The sequence below is a fragment of the Pseudomonas sp. IB20 genome (assembly GCF_009707325.1).
Classification (GTDB): Bacteria; Pseudomonadota; Gammaproteobacteria; order Pseudomonadales; family Pseudomonadaceae; genus Aquipseudomonas.
The window spans coordinates 3,385,172-3,401,210 of the sequence record NZ_CP046103.1 but is presented as its reverse complement, the minus strand read 5'-3'; the positions used below and the strand labels follow the sequence as shown (position 1 = coordinate 3,401,210).

The following is a 16,039-nucleotide window of genomic DNA, read 5'->3' as shown; positions in this document are numbered from 1 at the left end:
TCATGCACTTTTGGTGAGGGGGCTCGGGCTACTAAACCCGATCGCCGAGAAATTCAGCGACCGGCCAACCTTAGAGACCACCACCCAAGCGCACAAGCCGGCGGATTCTGACGTAAGCGTAGGCAACCGGGCAAGGCGCTTACCGCTCAGCGTGTATAGAAACATTGCAGTAACGAAACCCACTCCACACGTGGTGTAGCGTCGGAGGTTCTAACGGCGCTGAATACACAGGAACGCTCATGACATTGACCGTCAAAACCCTGCTTGAACTGGCCATGGTCAACCCCATCAACGCCGAAATCACAGCGCGCCTGCCCGCCCTCGGCGTTGACCAGTGCATGCTCACGGCCGGCTGCCTGTTCCAGGCGGTGTGGAATCATCAGTCGAACCTTCCTGTCGCCCAAGGCGTAAAGGACTACGACGTTTTCTACTTCGATACGGACCTGTCCTACGAGGCTGAGGACAGAGTCATCCGCTCGGCCGAGCAGTTGTTTCAGGATTTGGGCGTCAACGTCGAGGTCAAGAACCAGGCGCGGGTGCACCTTTGGTACGGCGAGCGCTTTGGTCGGCCTTATCCGCAGTTGCACACGGCTAAACAAGGCGTTGATCGCTACTTGGTGGCGGGCACGTGCATCGGGCTGGAGATTGAAACGGGTGAAGTGTATGCGCCGTATGGGTTGGAGGATGTGGCGCAGGGTGTGCTGCGGATTAATCCTCATCACCGCGAGCCGGAGTTGTTTGCGGCCAAGGCCAGGAGTTATCAGGCGCGCTGGCCGTGGCTGAAGATTGTGGCGCCTGATTCTGTGTGAACTTTTACCCACTCCCCAGGCGTCTTATCCTGAAATGAACCCTGACCGCTGACACCAGCCAAGGACAGCTCATGATCTTGCTTATTTTCCTCATCGCCTGCGGCGAGGCGCGCTGGCCGTGGCTGAAGATTGTGGCGCCTGATTCTGTGTGAACTTTTACCCACTCCCCAGGCGTCTTATCCTGAAATGAACCCTGACCGCTGACACCAGCCAAGGACAGCTCATGATCTTGCTTATTTTCCTCATCGCCTGCGGCGCTGCCGCCAGCACCGGCATCATTTTCAAACCCGGCCAGTGGTACGAAGCCCTGGTCAAACCCAGCTTCACACCGCCTAACTGGCTGTTCCCGGTGGCCTGGACGGTCATCTATCTGCTGCTCGCCTGGGCCGGTTACCGCTTGACCATGATCCCCGGCAGCCAACTGGCTTTGGGCTTGTGGGCCGCGCAGATTGCGTTGAATACGCTGTGGACGCCGGTGTTTTTCGGCGCGCATCGCATCTTCGCCGCGATGGTGGTGATAGTGCTGCTGTGGCTGGTGGTGGCGGCGCTGGTGGTGATGGCGTTGCGTTTGGACGTGATCACCGGGCTGATCCTGTTCCCCTACCTGGCGTGGCTGAGTGTGGCGGCGGCGTTGAATTTCTCGATTCTTCGCAATAACCGCTGATGGCGCACACCCCCTGGCCTGCCAGCGAGCCGGAGCTGGCCGAGATGCGCGGCTTTAATAAAAAGCTCGCCTGGTTGCCGCGCTTTAAAATCCGCAACCGCATCACGCCGCGTGTGATCCAGGCGCTGCTGCGCGTCAGTCAAACGCTCAAGAAGGCCCCGGCGGCGCAAACCCATCTGGTGGGCTCGGTACCCGTGCGCATCCTGCGGCCGGCGGGTAAACCCAAAGGCGTGGTGCTGGATATCCACGGCGGTGGCTGGGTGATCGGCAATGCGCAGATGGACGATGACCTGAACCTGGGCATGGTGCAGGCGTGCGGCGTGGCGGTGGTGTCGGTGGATTATCGGCTGGCGGTCGATACGCCGGTCGAGGGGTTGATGGAAGACTGCTTGGCCGCCGCTCGCTGGCTGTTGGGCGACTGTCCTGAGTTTGCCGACCTGCCGGTGATCATTGTTGGTGAATCAGCGGGCGGCCATCTGGCGGCGGCGACGTTACTGGCGCTCAAGCAATGGCCGCAGTTGCTCGCGCGGGTGAGCGGGGCGGTGTTGTATTACGGGGTTTATGATTTGACCGGCACGCCGAGCGTACGCGCAGCCGGGCCGGACACGTTATTACTGGATGGCCCGGGGATGGTCGAGGCCTTGCGTATGCTCACGCCGGGGTTGAGTGATGAGCAAAGGCGGCAGCCGCCGGTGTCACCGTTGTATGGCGACTTTACGGGGTTGCCGCCGGCGTTGATGTTTGTCGGCGAGCTGGACCCGCTGAAGGATGACACGCTGTTGCTGGCAGAGCGGTGGGGGGCGGTGGCGCAGGTTGAGGCGCACTTGCTGCCGGAAGCTGCCCATGGGTTTATTCATTTTCCGGTGGCGCTGGCGAATAGTGTGCTGGTCTACAGCAGGGCGTGCCTACGATTGTGAAGTGGTTGAACTTAAAACCTGATCAATAAGTCAGGATAAGCAGCTGCTTCTCTCCCCTCACAAGGATGCCACCATGCGCGAATACACCCTGAACTACCTGTTCAACGACGAGCCCCGCACCCACGTGTTTGAACTCAAACAGCCTGAACTGCCATTGCATGAGGCGGCGATGCATGTGTTGCAATTGCATTTTGGCGATGCGGAGAATGGACTGATCCTGCCGCCTGCGGATGCGACGCCCGAGGAGATTCTGGAGCAGGCAGAGGTGGTGGGGATCACCCAGATCAAGGTTTTATGAACCAACGGCCCGTCCTCCAGGCAGTCACTGCCGCGGACAGTACTGCGGTGCTGGCCTTCGTGCTGGAGGCCCGCGCCGAGCTTTTCCCCAAGCTCAGCGCCACGGGAATGCCGGACGACCTGGCACGGTTTGAAGCGACCTACCTTCAAGGCGACGGCCAGTTCCTGATCGCTCGCGCCGAGGGCCAGATCGTCGCAGCCATTGGCTACTTGCCCTACGACGGCCGTTTTCCGCAGTTGGATTACCAAGGCCTCAAGACGGTGGAGGTGGTGCGCCTGTTCGTACTTCCAGCGTTTCGCCGTTCTGGTCTGGCAGGCGAGTTATACCGCGCACTGGAGGCCAAGGCGCGGGCGGATGGAGTGGAGGTGGTTTACCTGCATACCCATCCGTTTCTTCCTGGGGCGATTGATTTTTGGCTGCGGCAGGGGTTTGAGATTGTCGATGTCGAAGCCGATCCGGTGTGGCAGACGACGCATATGCATCGGTATCTATAGCGCCGAAGACCTGATGTGGGAGCTTTGTGTGAGGTCCGCTGTTAGCTCATCAGTTCGAGCGCAGCCGCAAGATCTGCGCCCCATCAAACGGGTCTGTCAGGTAATGCGCCTGCACGCCAAACGTGTCTTGCAAACGCTGCGGCGTCAGCACTTCCAACGGCTTGCCCAGTGCCACCAACTGCCCGCGATCCAGCACCGCCAGCCGATCACACGTGAGCGCCTGGTTCAGGTCATGCAGCGCAATCAGGGTGGTCACCGGCAGCGCCTGCACGCCTTTCAAGATCGCCAGTTGATGCTGGATATCCAAGTGATTGGTCGGCTCATCCAGCAGCAGAATCTGCGGGCGTTGCGCCAGGGCGCGGGCGATGTGCACGCGTTGGCGTTCGCCGCCGGAGAGGCTGCGCCAGGCGCGGTGGCTCAGGTGGGTGGCGTCCACGTCATGCAGGGCCTGGTTGACGATGGCGTCGTCTGCGCCGGCCCACGGGCTCAGCGCCGACAGCCAGGGCGTGCGGCCCAACGCCACGGCGTCGAACACGCGGATGGCGTCGTCGGTGTCGGCCTGTTGTTCCACCACCGCCAGCTGTCGTGCAATGGCGCGCCGGGACAGGTCGCCCAGGCGTTGGCCGCCCAGGCGCACTTCACCGCTGGCAGGCGTGCGTAACCCGGCCAGCAGTTTGAGCAGGGTGGATTTGCCGGAGCCGTTTGGGCCGACGATGCCGAGGGTTTCGCCTAAGGCCACGTCCAGGTGAACATCACGCAGTAACTCGGCGTCGCGCACCTTAAAACCCAGGCCCGTGCAACTGAGTACCGTCATCGCGCATTCCTCCGGCCGATCAGGATCAACGCAAACACCGGCGCGCCGACCAATGCCGTGACCACGCCGACCGGAATCACCTGGCCCTTGATCAAGGTGCGCGACAGCACATCGGCGGCAATCAAAAACAACGCGCCGCCCAAGGCGCTGGCCGGCAGCAACCGCGAATGCCCGGTGCCGACCAGCAGGCGTACGGCGTGGGGGATCACCAGCCCGACAAAGCCGATAGAGCCGACCAGCGACACCATCACCGCCGTCACCAGCGCCGCGCAGCCCACCAGTACAAACTGCACGCGGCGCACTGGAATGCCCAGCGACGCTGCCGAGTCGGTGCCGAAAGTGAACGCATCCAGCGCGCGGCGGTGCCACAGGCATACCGCCAAGCCTGCGACCGCCACCGGCACCGCCAGCCACACCGACGGCCAGCGCACGCCGCTGAGGTTGCCCAGCAGCCAGAACAGAATGCCGCGCGCCTGTTCGGAGCTGGCCGACTTGGTGATCAGGAACGCGGTGAGGGCATTGAACAGCTGCGAGCCGGCGATGCCCGCGAGGATGATCTGGCCGGTGCCGCTGGAAGAACCGCTGGCGCGCGCCAGCAAAATCACCAGTGCAAACGCCGCCATCGCCCCGACAAAGGCACCTGCAGAGAGTGAAATCAGCCCGCCGCCCACGCCGATCAGTGCCACCAAGACCGCGCCGGTCGAGGCGCCGGCGCTGATGCCCAGCAAGTAAGGGTCGGCCAGCGGGTTACGCAGCAACGATTGCAAGATCACCCCGCAGGTGGCCAACCCCGCACCGCACGCGGCGGCGACCAGGGTGCGGGTCAGGCGGTAGTTCCACACCACGCCTTCGTCGATCGGGTCCAGCACGTAGCCGGCGGCCAGCAGTTTATTGGCGAGTACTTGCAACACCACCTGCGGCTCGATGGCGGTTTCGCCGATGGCCACGCCGGCGAGTACGGCGAGCAACAGCAGTGTCAGGGCGAGTAGGGAGCGGATCATTTGTGCAGGTCGTAGCCGTCGATGGCGCCGGCCAGTTGTTCCAGGCCGTCGAACATGCGAATGCTGGCTTGCAGCGCCAGGGCGTCAATAATGATGATGCGGTTGTTTTTCACCGCGTCCATGTTGCGCGTGACGGGGTCGCTGCGCAGGAAGGCGAGTTTCTTTTCATGGTCGTCGGCCGGGTAGCGGCGGCGGTCCATGCGGGCGATCACCAGGAAGGTCGGGTTGGCCTTGGCGAGGGTTTCCCAGCCGACGGCTGGCCACTCTTCATCAGACTGTACGACGTTGCGCAGACCGAGGGTTTGCAGCATGAATTCGGGAATGCCCTTGTGACCAGCCACGTACGGGTCGCTGGCCATTTCGGCGCTGGAGAACCATACCAGCGCGCTGGCCTGCTTGAGGCCTTTGCCTTGGGCTGTGGCGACGGACTTGGCCAGGCGCGCCTTGAGTGCGTCGTTCAACTGCTGGCCGCGCGCTTGTACGTCGAAGATCTCGGCCAGTTGGCTGATGCTCTTATAGGACAGTGTCGATGCGAAACGGCTCCAGCCGCGTGCCGTCGGCGCCGACGAGGTTGTCCTTGCCTTCGCAGTCGGAGGGCAGCAGGTAAGTGGGGATTTTCAATTCGTGGAATTGCTCGCGGGTGCCGACCACGCCCTGCGGGCCGACCACCCATTCCAGCTCTGCGGCCACCAGTTGCGGGCGCTTGGCGATCACCGCTTCGAAGCTCGGCTCGTTGTCGGCCAGGCGCTCGATGTTGTCGTTCTGAGCCTTGAATTGCGGCAATACGCTGTTGAACCACAGTGAAGTGCCAACCACGGTGTCGGCGACGCCCAAGGCATAGAGCATCTCGGTGGCGGCCTGGCCGATGGTCACGCTGCGCGCGGGCGCTTGCTGAAAGGTGAGGGTGCTGCCGCAGTTCTGCACCGTCAGCGGGTAAGCAGTCGGTGTGGCGTGGGCCAGGCCACAGAAGGCGAGGCCGGTGATCAGGGCGGTAACGCGTGGCAGCATGGGGCAATCTCCGGGAGAACCGTACGTGACAACAGGGGAGGTACGGCTCGGAAATACACCCACGGACGCTGCAGGTTTTGCAGGGCACGGATGGCCTTCCCGGACACCCCGCCGGTCAGTGATGTAGCTGGGCCGGCAGGTCTCCTGACTGATGCGTCGTCGCCTCGCTCCGGCCTTCCCGGGCAATGCCCAGTGGCGATGTGGAGCAGGCTCAGCACCTACAGTTGCGGGGGCAGTTTCGATTGGCGCGATGGGCTGCGCTTCGAATTCCCTATTAGTCCCGTTTGGGAACCGGCGCGGTATGGTAGTCGATCATGGCAACGAGGGGGAGCCTGATCCGCGCAATTGGCCTGTTGCAGCCACTGGGGTCTCTATCCCTTGGCATAGGGTGTACCATCAGTCTCTGTTCATCAGATATTAGTCAGACATGCCCACGCATAGCGAAGAGAGCCGCCGGATCGTAGCTTCTCTGGCGCACCGTGTTGGTCCGCACGCTGACACTGCAAGCATCGCCACGGCGATTGTTTCCATTTTGCAGGATATGGGCGCAGCACTGGCGCCCATTATCGGCCAGCAAGGCGTCGCCGCGCTGTACCGCCGCAGCTTCCATCTGTGCGTCTCGCCCCGTCCACGCCTGGCCGGCACCTATGACAGCGTGCCGGCCGCGATGGACCTGATTGCCCTCAAATCCGTACTCGTCGAGCAGAACGAAACCGATGCGCTGTTTTTCGGTGAGGTGTTGCTGACAACCCTCTACGAGCTTCTGACCACGCTGATCGGGCCTTCACTCACCGCACGTCTGCTGGTTGACGTGTGGAAGCCTTCTTCGAGCGACACCTCTTCGCAGGAAATTTCGCCATGAGCACCAAAGTGACTATCAACCGTCTGGCCACGGGTGTGCCAGGACTGGACGAGGTCCTGGGCGGAGGCCTGCCGGAGTTTTCGTTCAACTTGATCGCAGGCCCTCCTGGGTGTGGCAAAACCACCCTGGCGCACCAGATGATGTTTGCCCTGGCCACACCAGAGCGCCCAGCGCTGTTCTTTACCGTCCTCGGGGAGCCGCCGCTGAAGATGCTGCGTTATCAGCAGCAGTTCGATTTTTTCGACAGCGAAGCGATCAACCAGTCGATTCGCTACATCAATCTGGCCGACGACACCTTGGCCGGCGACCTGGACGAAGTGTTGCGGCGCATTGTCAGCGAGGTCGAGGCGCATTCGCCGTCGCTGGTGTTTGTTGACTCGTTTCGCTCCGTGGTGCTGGCCAGCCAGACTCAGCACAACCCGAACAACAACCTGCCGCAGTTCATCCAGCAACTGGGCATGTTGATGACCACGTGGCAGGCGACGACCTTCCTGATCGGGGAATACTTCACCGAAACCGACACCAACCCGATTTTCACCGTGGCCGACGGCCTGATCTGGCTGCGCCAGAGCGTCGAGCGCAACTCGATGGTGCGCAAGATGGAAATTATGAAGATGCGTGGCCAACCGACCTTGCCGGGGCTGCACACCTTCCGTATTGCCACTTCGGGCGTCAAGGTGTTCCCGCCGGCTGCTATCAATCGCGCAGTTGACGCGCCATCGACGTTCCCGATCACCCGCCTGAAAATGGGCGTGCCGGCACTCGATGAGATGCTCGGTGGCGGCCTGCCTCGCGGGTATTCGCTGTTGGTGGCCGGGCCATCAGGCTCGGGCAAGAGCATCCTGGCGGCGACCTTCCTGGCCGAAGGCGCGCGCAACGGCGAAACCGGGGTGATTGCGGTGTTTGAGCAACGGCCCAACCATTCGCAAAACCCTAAATTGGCCGAGTTGATCAAGCGCGACAAGATTGGCTTGGTGGACAGCCGCTCGCCGGACCTGTCCATCGACGAAATCGTGCAATTGCTGCTCGGCGAAATCAGCCGTTTGAACGCCACCCGCGTCGTCATCGACTCGCTGTCGGGCTTTGAACTGGCGCTGGCGCCGACCTTTCGCGCGGACTTTCGCGAGTCGCTGTCACGCATGGTGACTGCGCTGACCGCTGTGGGGGTCAGTGTATTGATGACCTCGGAGCTGGAAGACCGCTACACCGACCTGCGTTTCAGCCCTTACGGCACCGCGTTCCTGACCGACGCGATCATTGTGCAGCGCTATATCGAAGTCGAGAGCCGTTTACTGCGCATCATGGCGGTGGTCAAGGTGCGCGCCAGTGCCCATTCCGATCAACTGCGCCAGTACCACATCGACGATAACGGCCTGCAGATCCGCGACATGCTGCCCGAGCAGGAAGGGTTGCTGGGCGGGCGGCCGACCAAGAAAATTTCGACGGGAGCCAAACATGTGTGAGCCCGACTCATGAGTGACGGCGGCCGTAAGAATGACAGTGAGCTGAAGAATGCTGCTCACGAACTGTTCCTGCTTGGGCAAAAAAACGTGGAGGCGCGCGCCGTACTCGCCGCCCTGCAACAGCAATTGACTGACGCCAGCAGCCGTCTGGTGGATACCCAGCACGTCGAGCAGGTGATCGAGGCCAATCAGCAATTGGTGCTGGCGATTCTTCTCGCGCAGTCAGACGCGGTCAATCTGCCGCGTGTGGAGGAGCAGCGCCTGTACCAGGAGCTTCGCGAGGCGAATGCGCAATTGGTGATCGCGGCACTCAGCGCCCAAGACCTGCAGGCGACCGCCGAGCGTGCGCTGGGCCAACAGAAAAGCATCCTGGCGATGGTCGCGCATGAGCTGCGTAACCCGTTAACACCGATCAGCATGATCGCCGAGCGCATGGTCCGGCTGCCCAGCGACCAGCTGCCGCGCATGCGTGAGCTGATCGAAGGCCAGGTGCAGCATATTTCACAACTGGTGGACGATTTGCTGGACGTGTCCCGCGTCAGCACGGGCAAGCTGCACATCGAACGCAGGGAGGTCGACATGCTGCAGATTCTGAGAAGCGCCATTGATGCGTGCGGCCCGGTGATGCGCGCGAAAAATCAGCGGTTCGATGCCCACCTGCCTGACGGCAGCTTGATGCTCATGGGTGACGCGGGGCGCCTTGCGCAAATTCTGCATAACCTGCTGGCGAATGCAGCCAAATACACGGCGGTGGGCGGTACCATTGTGATGTCTGTCAGCGTGGCGGATGAGTTGAGGATCAGCATTGCTGACAACGGCATTGGTGTGTCGGCCAAGGCGCTACCGTTTATCTTTGATCCTTACGTGCAGGATGAGCACGCCATCGGCTTTAACGGCTCTGGCTTGGGGATTGGCTTGACGGTGGTTCGCGAGCTGGTGGAGGCGCATGGCGGCAAGGTCACCGCCATCAGCGAGGGCAAGGGCTGTGGCAGTGAGTTTGTGGTGACGTTGCCGTTGTTGAATGCCTGATTAGCGCCATTCTTTTGGCGAGCGGGCTTGCCACAACAATCCGCTCGCCACAGAAGGATTTGACTTACTTGCGATCCAACCCCAGGTGGCAGTGAGTTTGTGGTGACGTTGCCGTTGTTGAATGCCTGATTAGCGCCATTCTTTTGGCGAGCGGGCTTGCCACAACAATCCGCTCGCCACAGAAGGATTTGACTTACTTGCGATCCAACCAAACCGTCTGTGCATTGCAGAATTCCCGCACGCCAAAGTGCGACAACTCTCGCCCGAACCCACTCTTTTTCACACCGCCAAACGCCACCCGAGGGTCGGACACGCTGAAGGCGTTGACGAAGATCCCGCCGGTTTCCAGCTGGTTGGCGATATCCCGTGCCTTGGCCGAGTCGGTGGTGAAGATGCTGGCGGTCAGGCCGAACTCGCTGTCGTTGGCCAGGGCCACGGCGTGGTCGGCATCGCGGGCGGTGATGATCGAGGCCACGGGGCCGAACAGTTCCTGTTTGAACGAGGTCATTTGGTCGGTGACGTTGGCCAGCACGGTCGGCTCATAGTAGTTGCCGGCGCCGGGGACTTTGTTGCCGCCCAGCAACAGGGTCGCGCCTTCTTCCAAGGTGGCCTGGACCTGGCCATGCAGCTCGTCGCGCAGGTCGAAGCGGGCCATTGGGCCGACGTAGGTGCTGGTCGCAGTCGGGTCGCCCATCACCAGCGCGCGGCTGGCTTCGAGGAATTTGGCGGTGAAGGCGTCCACCACGCCTTCTTCGATAATCAGGCGCTTGGCGGCGGCGCAGACTTGGCCGCTGTTCTGGAAGCGCCCGATCACAGCGGCCTGCACGGCGGCGTCGAGGTCGGCGTCATTGAGCACGATGAACGGGTCGGAGCCGCCCAGTTCCAGCACGCATTTCTTCAGCGCCGCGCCAGCCTGTGAGCCGATGGCGATGCCGGCGCGTACGCTGCCGGTGAGGGTGACGGCGGCGATGCGTGGGTCGGCGATGGCCTGGGAGACGCCGTTGTTCGTCACGTTGACCACTTCAAAAATGCCTTCGGCGAAACCGGCTTTCTGGAACGCTTGCTGGATCAGGTAGGCGCTGCCCATCACGTTGGGTGCATGTTTGAGCACGTAGGTATTGCCGGCCAGCAAGGTCGGCACGGCACCGCGCAGCACTTGCCACACCGGGAAGTTCCACGGCATTACGGCGAAGATCGGGCCCAGCGGGCGGTATTCGATCTGCGCGCTGCCGTTGTCCACCAACGTCGGTTCTGGCGCCAGCATGGCCGGGCCTTGGGCGGCATACCACTCGGCGAGTTGCGCGCATTTTTCGATTTCGGCACGCGCCTGGGCTATGGGTTTGCCCATTTCCAGGGTGATCATCTGCGCCATGTCCTCGGCTTGATCACGCAGGGCAGCGGCCAAGGCCAGCAGCCATTCGGCGCGTTGGCTCACCGGCTGGCGGCGCCAGGTGCGGAAGGCAGCGGTGGCGCGGTTGAGCGCGGCGTCCAGTTGCGCCTCGGTTTCATAGGGGTAGCTGGCGACTGTTTCGCCGTTGGCGGGGTTGATCGACAAGGCGTGGGTCTGGTGAGTGATAGCGTTCATGGCACCGTCCGGCTGAATGAGTGGAATGGATTGAGCCTACGGGGATGTATGTTTTCTGGAAACTGAATAATATTGAGTGGTTCGTTCTCAAATTGAGAATGATGACTTGGTGCAGCTGGAAATCTTCAAGGCCGTTGCCGAGCAAGGCAGCATCAGCGCGGCCGCGCAGTTGATTCATCGCGTGCCGTCGAACCTGACCACGCGCATCAAGCAGCTGGAGCAGGACCTGGGCGTAGAGCTGTTTATCCGCGAGAAGAGCCGCCTGCGCTTGTCACCGGCCGGGTGGAATTTCCTCGGCTATACGCGGCGTATTCTTGATTTGGTGCAAGAAGCCCGCGCCACGGTGGCGGGGGATGAGCCCCAGGGCGCTTTTGCCCTGGGGTCGCTGGAGAGCACGGCGGCGGTGCGTATCCCCGCGTTGCTCGCGGCGTACAACCAGAAGCACACCAAGGTCGAGCTGGACCTGAGCACCGGGCCGTCGGGCACGATGATCGAGGGCGTGTTGTCCGGGCGCCTGGCGGCGGCGTTTGTCGATGGGCCGGTGCTGCATGCGACGCTGGAGGGCGTGGCAGTGTTTGAGGAAGAGATGGTGGTGATCGCACCGCTGCACCACGCGCCGATCACGCGCGGGCAGGATGTGGCGGGGGAGAGCATCTACACCTTTCGCTCGAACTGCTCGTATCGGCATCACTTCGAACGCTGGTTCTCACAGGACGGCGCGGTGCCGGGCAAGATCTTCGAGATGGAGTCCTACCACGGCATGCTCGCCTGCGTCAGCGCCGGGGCCGGCCTGGCGCTGATGCCGCGCAGCATGCTGGAGAGCATGCCGGGGTTTACCGCGGTGAGTGTGTGGCCGTTGAGCGACGCGTTCCGCATCCTGAATACCTGGCTGATCTGGCGCCGGGGCACGGTGTCGCAGAGTTTGAACAGTTTTGTGAAGTTGTTGGAGGAGAGCGTTCTGCAGGCAAAGTAGATCCCGTGTGGGAGCTGGCTTGCCTGCGATAACGGTGTATCAGTGATAGCGGTATCAGCAGGCCTGACGCTATCGCAGGCAAGCCAGCTCCCACCGTTGATCTTTGTTAACCGCCGAACTGGAAGGTGCCCATCGCCAATTTGGCCATGATCGCCGTCGCACCCAACTGCACCAGCCACAAGGCCAGTCCACCGAGGAACACGCCGAGGGCCACTTGCAGCACCAGGCTTTTCTCGCGCTTGGCTTGCGGGGCGCGCGGGGTGTAGTCATGCAGTTCGTCGCGGTCAGCGCGCAGGTCCAGGTCGTCGTTTCTCATAGGGCTCTCACAGCAAAGGGGCAGTCGGGGTTCAGTCTAGGGCTGGTTGCGGCAAGCAGCGAGGTTTTCTTCCTGTGGCAGGCTTCCCCTTCATCACAACCATTACAGGCTTACAGCACCTGAACAATCGCCTTTGTCACGGCACCAATGTTCGCCTGGTTCAGCGCCGCCACGCAGATGCGGCCGGTGTCGAGTGCGTAGATACCAAACTCAGTGCGCAGGCGGGTGACTTGCTCAACGGTCAGGCCGGAGTAGGAGAACATCCCGCGCTGGCGGCCGACGAAGCTGAAGTCGTGGCCCGGGGCTGCCTTGGCCAGTTCCGCCACCATCTGCTCACGCATGCCACGGATGCGCAGGCGCATTTCGGCCAGTTCCGCTTCCCACTGGGCGCGCAGCTCAGGGTTGTTCAGCACGGCAGCCACGATTGCTGCGCCGTGGGTCGGCGGGTTGGAGTAGTTGGTGCGGATCACACGCTTGACCTGGGACAGGATGCGCGCGCTTTCTTCCTTGGATTCGCTGACGATCGACAGCGCGCCCACGCGTTCGCCGTACAGCGAGAACGACTTGGAGAACGAGCTGGACACAAAGAAGGTCAGGCCCGACTCGGCGAACAGGCGAACTGCGGCGGCGTCTTCGTGGATGCCGTCGCCAAAGCCCTGGTAGGCCATGTCGAGGAATGGCACCAGGTTTTTCGCCTTGACCACGTCCAGCACTTGTTGCCAGTCGGCTGGGCTCAGGTCGACACCGGTCGGGTTATGGCAGCAGGCGTGCAGTACCACGATGGACTGTGGCGGCAGGGCGTTGAGGTCTTCGAGCAGGCCGGCACGGTTTACGTCGTGGGTGGCGGCGTCGTAGTAGCGGTAAGTCTGCACCGGGAAGCCGGCTTTTTCGAACAGTGCCTGGTGGTTTTCCCAGCTTGGGTCGCTGATGGCAACCACGGCATTGGGCAGCAGTTGCTTGAGGAAGTCAGCGCCGATTTTCAGCGCGCCGGTGCCGCCGACCGCTTGTGCGGTGATGACACGGCCGGCGCTCAGCAGCGGCGAGTCAGCGCCAAACAGCAGCTTTTGCACGGCCTGGTCGTAGGCGACGATCCCGTCGATCGGCAAGTAGCCACGGGCGGCGTGTTGCGCCACGCGAATGGCTTCCGCTTCGGCAACGGCACGCAAGAGTGGAATCTTCCCCTCTTCGTTGCAGTAAACGCCCACGCCAAGGTTGACCTTGGTGGTTCGTGTATCGGCGTTGAATGCTTCGTTGAGGCCCAGGATTGGATCGCGTGGTGCCATTTCGACAGCGGAGAACAGGCTCATTTTTGCGGCAGCTCTATGGGGGAATGGAGGGACGTGTCGCGCTCCAGCCGAATGCACTAGAGCGGTGCACAAACGGGGAGCTAGTATAGAGGCCATCCAGGCTGAGGGCGACAGCCGAAACGGCTTTTCGGCCAAGTTTTTCGGTTTATTTGCCGACCATTAGTCTTATTGCAACATGGGGCCACGACGGCAGGTAGGACGATTACCTTGAAACCCGTGACATTCGGCACCACTTCTACAGCTATCATGGTTTTTTCCTGCAACCTGCGATGACTATTCGCGGGTTGCTGAGCTTTTTCGTCCCTGGCGGTTTCGAGTCTGGGGTGACTTCACGAGGTACGTTATGTCGGATTTCCAGCTCGTCACCCGCTTTGAACCCGCCGGCGATCAACCCGAAGCTATTCGCCTGATGGTTGAGGGCATCGAGGCCGGCCTGGCGCACCAGACGCTGCTCGGGGTGACCGGTTCAGGCAAGACCTTCAGCATCGCCAACGTGATTGCGCAGATCAATCGTCCGACCTTGGTGCTGGCGCCGAACAAAACCCTGGCCGCGCAGCTGTACGGCGAGTTCAAGGCGTTCTTCCCGAACAACGCGGTGGAGTACTTCGTTTCCTACTACGACTACTACCAGCCCGAAGCCTACGTGCCGTCGTCCGATACCTTCATCGAGAAGGATGCGTCGATCAACGACCATATCGAGCAGATGCGGCTGTCAGCGACCAAGGCGCTGCTGGAGCGTAAGGACGCGATCATCGTCACCACGGTGTCGTGCATCTACGGTCTGGGTAGCCCCGAAGCCTATTTGAAGATGGTGTTACACGTTGATCGCGGCGATAAACTCGACCAGCGCGAGCTGTTGCGTCGCCTGACGAGCTTGCAGTACACCCGCAATGACATGGACTTCGCACGCGCCACCTTCCGTGTGCGCGGCGACGTGATCGACATCTACCCGGCCGAATCCGACCTGGAAGCGATCCGCATCGAGCTGTTTGACGATGAAGTCGAGAGCCTGTCGGCCTTCGACCCGTTGACCGGTGAGGTGATCCGCAAGCTGCCGCGCTTCACCTTCTACCCGAAAAGCCACTACGTGACCCCGCGCGAAACCCTGATGGGCGCCATTGAAGGCATCAAGGGCGAGTTGGTTGAGCGCCTAGAGTATTTGCGCGCCAACAACAAGCTGGTGGAAGCCCAGCGCCTGGAGCAGCGCACGCGTTTCGACCTGGAGATGATCCTGGAGCTGGGCTACTGCAACGGCATCGAAAACTACTCGCGCTACCTTTCGGGCCGCGAATCCGGGCAGGCGCCGCCCACTCTGTTTGATTACCTGCCGGACGACGCTTTGTTGGTGATCGACGAATCCCACGTCAGCGTGCCGCAGGTCGGTGCGATGTACAAAGGTGACCGCTCGCGTAAAGAAACCTTGGTGGAGTACGGCTTCCGCCTGCCGTCGGCGCTGGATAACCGGCCGATGCGTTTTGACGAGTTTGAAAGCATCAGCCCGCAGACGATTTTTGTCTCCGCCACGCCGGGTAACTACGAAGCCGAACACGCGGGGCGCGTGATTGAGCAACTGGTGCGCCCGACCGGCCTGGTGGACCCGCAAATCGAAATCCGCCCGGCACTGACCCAGGTCGATGACTTGCTTTCGGAAATCACCAAGCGCGTGGCTTTGGAGGAGCGGGTGCTGGTCACCACGCTGACCAAACGCATGTCCGAAGACTTGACTGACTACCTGGCCGACCACGGCGTGCGCGTGCGCTATTTGCACTCGGACATTGACACCGTGGAGCGTGTGGAAATTATCCGTGACCTGCGCCTGGGCACCTTTGATGTGCTGGTGGGGATCAACCTGCTGCGCGAAGGCCTGGACATGCCGGAAGTGTCGCTGGTGGCGATCCTGGATGCCGACAAGGAAGGCTTCCTGCGTTCCGAGCGCTCGCTGATCCAGACCATCGGCCGTGCGGCACGTAACCTCAATGGTCGCGCGATTCTGTACGCGGACCGCATCACCGGCTCCATGGAGCGGGCGATTGGCGAGACCGAGCGCCGCCGTGACAAGCAGATTGCCTACAACCTGGAGAACGGCATCATCCCCAAAGGTGTCTTCAAGGATGTCGCCGACATCATGGAAGGCGCCACCGTGCCCGGCTCGCGCAGCAAGAAGCGCAAGGGCATGGCCAAGGCGGCCGAAGAAAGCGCCAAGTACGAGAACGAATTGCGCTCGCCAAGTGAGATCACCAAGCGCATCCGGCAGTTGGAAGAGAAGATGTACCAGTTGGCGCGCGATCTTGAGTTTGAAGCGGCGGCGCAGACGCGCGATGAGATCGGCAAGCTGCGGGAGCGGTTGTTGGCTGTTTGATATGTAGAGGCTGTGATGGCTTCTTCGCGAGCAAGCCCGCTCCCACATTCGACCGCATTCTCATGTTGGAAATCGGTCAACTGTGGGAGCGGGCTTGCTCGCGAATGGCAGCGCCGCGGTCTACCAGATTCACCCAGGCT

The 16,039-nt window shown here is 61.7% G+C and carries 15 protein-coding genes, 1 pseudogene and 1 riboswitch; of the genes and pseudogenes, 10 read left to right on the top strand and 6 right to left on the bottom strand.

Going from position 1 to position 16,039, the window contains the following annotated elements; translation table 11 throughout:
* Window positions 1-239: 239 nt before the first annotated feature.
* From GJU48_RS15710 to GJU48_RS15690, 5 genes are all read left to right on the top strand, one after another.
* A complete protein-coding gene (locus tag GJU48_RS15710; protein WP_094952133.1) occupies window positions 240-809 on the top strand; it encodes a nucleotidyltransferase family protein in 570 nt (189 codons plus the stop codon).
* 223 nt (window positions 810-1,032) lie between these two features.
* Window positions 1,033-1,473, top strand: a complete 441-nt coding sequence (tspO, locus tag GJU48_RS15705; protein WP_094952134.1) for a tryptophan-rich sensory protein TspO — start codon at window positions 1,033-1,035, stop codon at window positions 1,471-1,473.
* Window positions 1,473-2,390, top strand: coding sequence for an alpha/beta hydrolase (locus GJU48_RS15700; protein WP_155296035.1), 918 nt, complete (start codon window positions 1,473-1,475; stop codon window positions 2,388-2,390). The genes tspO and GJU48_RS15700 overlap by 1 nt, the downstream gene beginning before the upstream one ends.
* 73 nt (window positions 2,391-2,463) lie before the next feature.
* The gene (locus GJU48_RS15695; RefSeq protein ID WP_094952138.1) at window positions 2,464-2,688 is read left to right on the top strand and encodes a hypothetical protein; all 225 of its coding nucleotides are present in this window, start codon (window positions 2,464-2,466) and stop codon (window positions 2,686-2,688) included.
* Window positions 2,685-3,182, top strand: coding sequence for a GNAT family N-acetyltransferase (locus tag GJU48_RS15690; RefSeq protein ID WP_094952139.1), 498 nt, complete (start codon window positions 2,685-2,687; stop codon window positions 3,180-3,182). The genes GJU48_RS15695 and GJU48_RS15690 overlap by 4 nt, the downstream gene beginning before the upstream one ends.
* A 49-nt stretch (window positions 3,183-3,231) precedes the next feature.
* On the opposite strand, the gene GJU48_RS15685 is transcribed toward GJU48_RS15690, so the two are convergent.
* The 3 genes and pseudogenes from GJU48_RS15685 to GJU48_RS15675 all read right to left on the bottom strand — a co-directional run bounded on the left by GJU48_RS15685 (window position 3,232) and on the right by GJU48_RS15675 (window position 6,005).
* Entirely contained in the window at window positions 3,232-3,996 is a 765-nt protein-coding gene (locus GJU48_RS15685) for an ABC transporter ATP-binding protein (protein WP_094952140.1), read from the bottom strand.
* Window positions 3,993-4,997 carry a FecCD family ABC transporter permease gene (locus GJU48_RS15680; RefSeq protein WP_094952141.1) on the bottom strand — a complete coding sequence of 335 codons (1,005 nt, stop codon included), beginning with the start codon at window positions 4,995-4,997 and terminating at the stop codon, window positions 3,993-3,995. The genes GJU48_RS15685 and GJU48_RS15680 overlap by 4 nt, the downstream gene beginning before the upstream one ends.
* Window positions 4,994-6,005, bottom strand: a pseudogene (locus GJU48_RS15675) (ABC transporter substrate-binding protein). The gene GJU48_RS15680 and the pseudogene GJU48_RS15675 overlap by 4 nt, the downstream one beginning before the upstream one ends.
* 117 nt (window positions 6,006-6,122) lie before the next feature.
* A riboswitch (cobalamin riboswitch) is annotated at window positions 6,123-6,316 on the bottom strand.
* Window positions 6,317-6,432: 116 nt separating this feature from the next.
* Between GJU48_RS15675 and GJU48_RS15670 the strand changes: the two are divergent.
* Genes GJU48_RS15670 through GJU48_RS15660 form a run of 3 tightly spaced genes read left to right on the top strand, consistent with a single transcriptional unit; the run spans window position 6,433 to window position 9,359 of the window.
* Entirely contained in the window at window positions 6,433-6,867 is a 435-nt protein-coding gene (locus GJU48_RS15670; protein WP_242151280.1) for a hypothetical protein, read from the top strand.
* The gene (locus GJU48_RS15665) at window positions 6,864-8,330 is read left to right on the top strand and encodes an ATPase domain-containing protein (RefSeq protein ID WP_094952143.1); all 1,467 of its coding nucleotides are present in this window, start codon (window positions 6,864-6,866) and stop codon (window positions 8,328-8,330) included. Before GJU48_RS15670 ends, GJU48_RS15665 begins: the two co-directional genes overlap by 4 nt.
* Window positions 8,331-8,339: 9 nt before the next feature.
* Window positions 8,340-9,359: a sensor histidine kinase gene (locus GJU48_RS15660; protein ID WP_094952144.1), complete on the top strand. Its 1,020-nt coding sequence runs from the start codon at window positions 8,340-8,342 to the stop codon at window positions 9,357-9,359.
* 193 nt (window positions 9,360-9,552) lie between these two features.
* On the opposite strand, the gene GJU48_RS15655 is transcribed toward GJU48_RS15660, so the two are convergent.
* On the bottom strand, window positions 9,553-10,944 hold the full coding sequence (locus GJU48_RS15655; RefSeq protein ID WP_094952145.1) for an aldehyde dehydrogenase family protein: 1,392 nt from the start codon (window positions 10,942-10,944) through the stop codon (window positions 9,553-9,555).
* Between the two features lie 76 nt (window positions 10,945-11,020).
* Between GJU48_RS15655 and ptrR the strand changes: the two genes are divergently transcribed.
* The gene (gene ptrR, locus GJU48_RS15650; RefSeq protein WP_306109965.1) at window positions 11,021-11,917 is read left to right on the top strand and encodes a putrescine utilization regulator PtrR; all 897 of its coding nucleotides are present in this window, start codon (window positions 11,021-11,023) and stop codon (window positions 11,915-11,917) included.
* Window positions 11,918-12,023: 106 nt separating this feature from the next.
* Here ptrR and GJU48_RS15645 read toward each other — a convergent pair whose 3' ends face one another.
* Together GJU48_RS15645 and GJU48_RS15640 are read right to left on the bottom strand one after the other, a co-directional pair.
* Entirely contained in the window at window positions 12,024-12,233 is a 210-nt protein-coding gene (locus GJU48_RS15645; RefSeq protein ID WP_094952147.1) for a hypothetical protein, read from the bottom strand.
* Between the two features lie 110 nt (window positions 12,234-12,343).
* The gene (locus GJU48_RS15640; RefSeq protein WP_083357714.1) at window positions 12,344-13,540 is read right to left on the bottom strand and encodes an amino acid aminotransferase; all 1,197 of its coding nucleotides are present in this window, start codon (window positions 13,538-13,540) and stop codon (window positions 12,344-12,346) included.
* A 343-nt stretch (window positions 13,541-13,883) separates the two neighbouring features.
* Between GJU48_RS15640 and uvrB the strand changes: the two genes are divergently transcribed.
* Window positions 13,884-15,899: an excinuclease ABC subunit UvrB gene (gene uvrB / locus GJU48_RS15635; protein ID WP_083357715.1), complete on the top strand. Its 2,016-nt coding sequence runs from the start codon at window positions 13,884-13,886 to the stop codon at window positions 15,897-15,899.
* The last annotated feature ends 140 nt before the right edge of the window (window positions 15,900-16,039 follow it).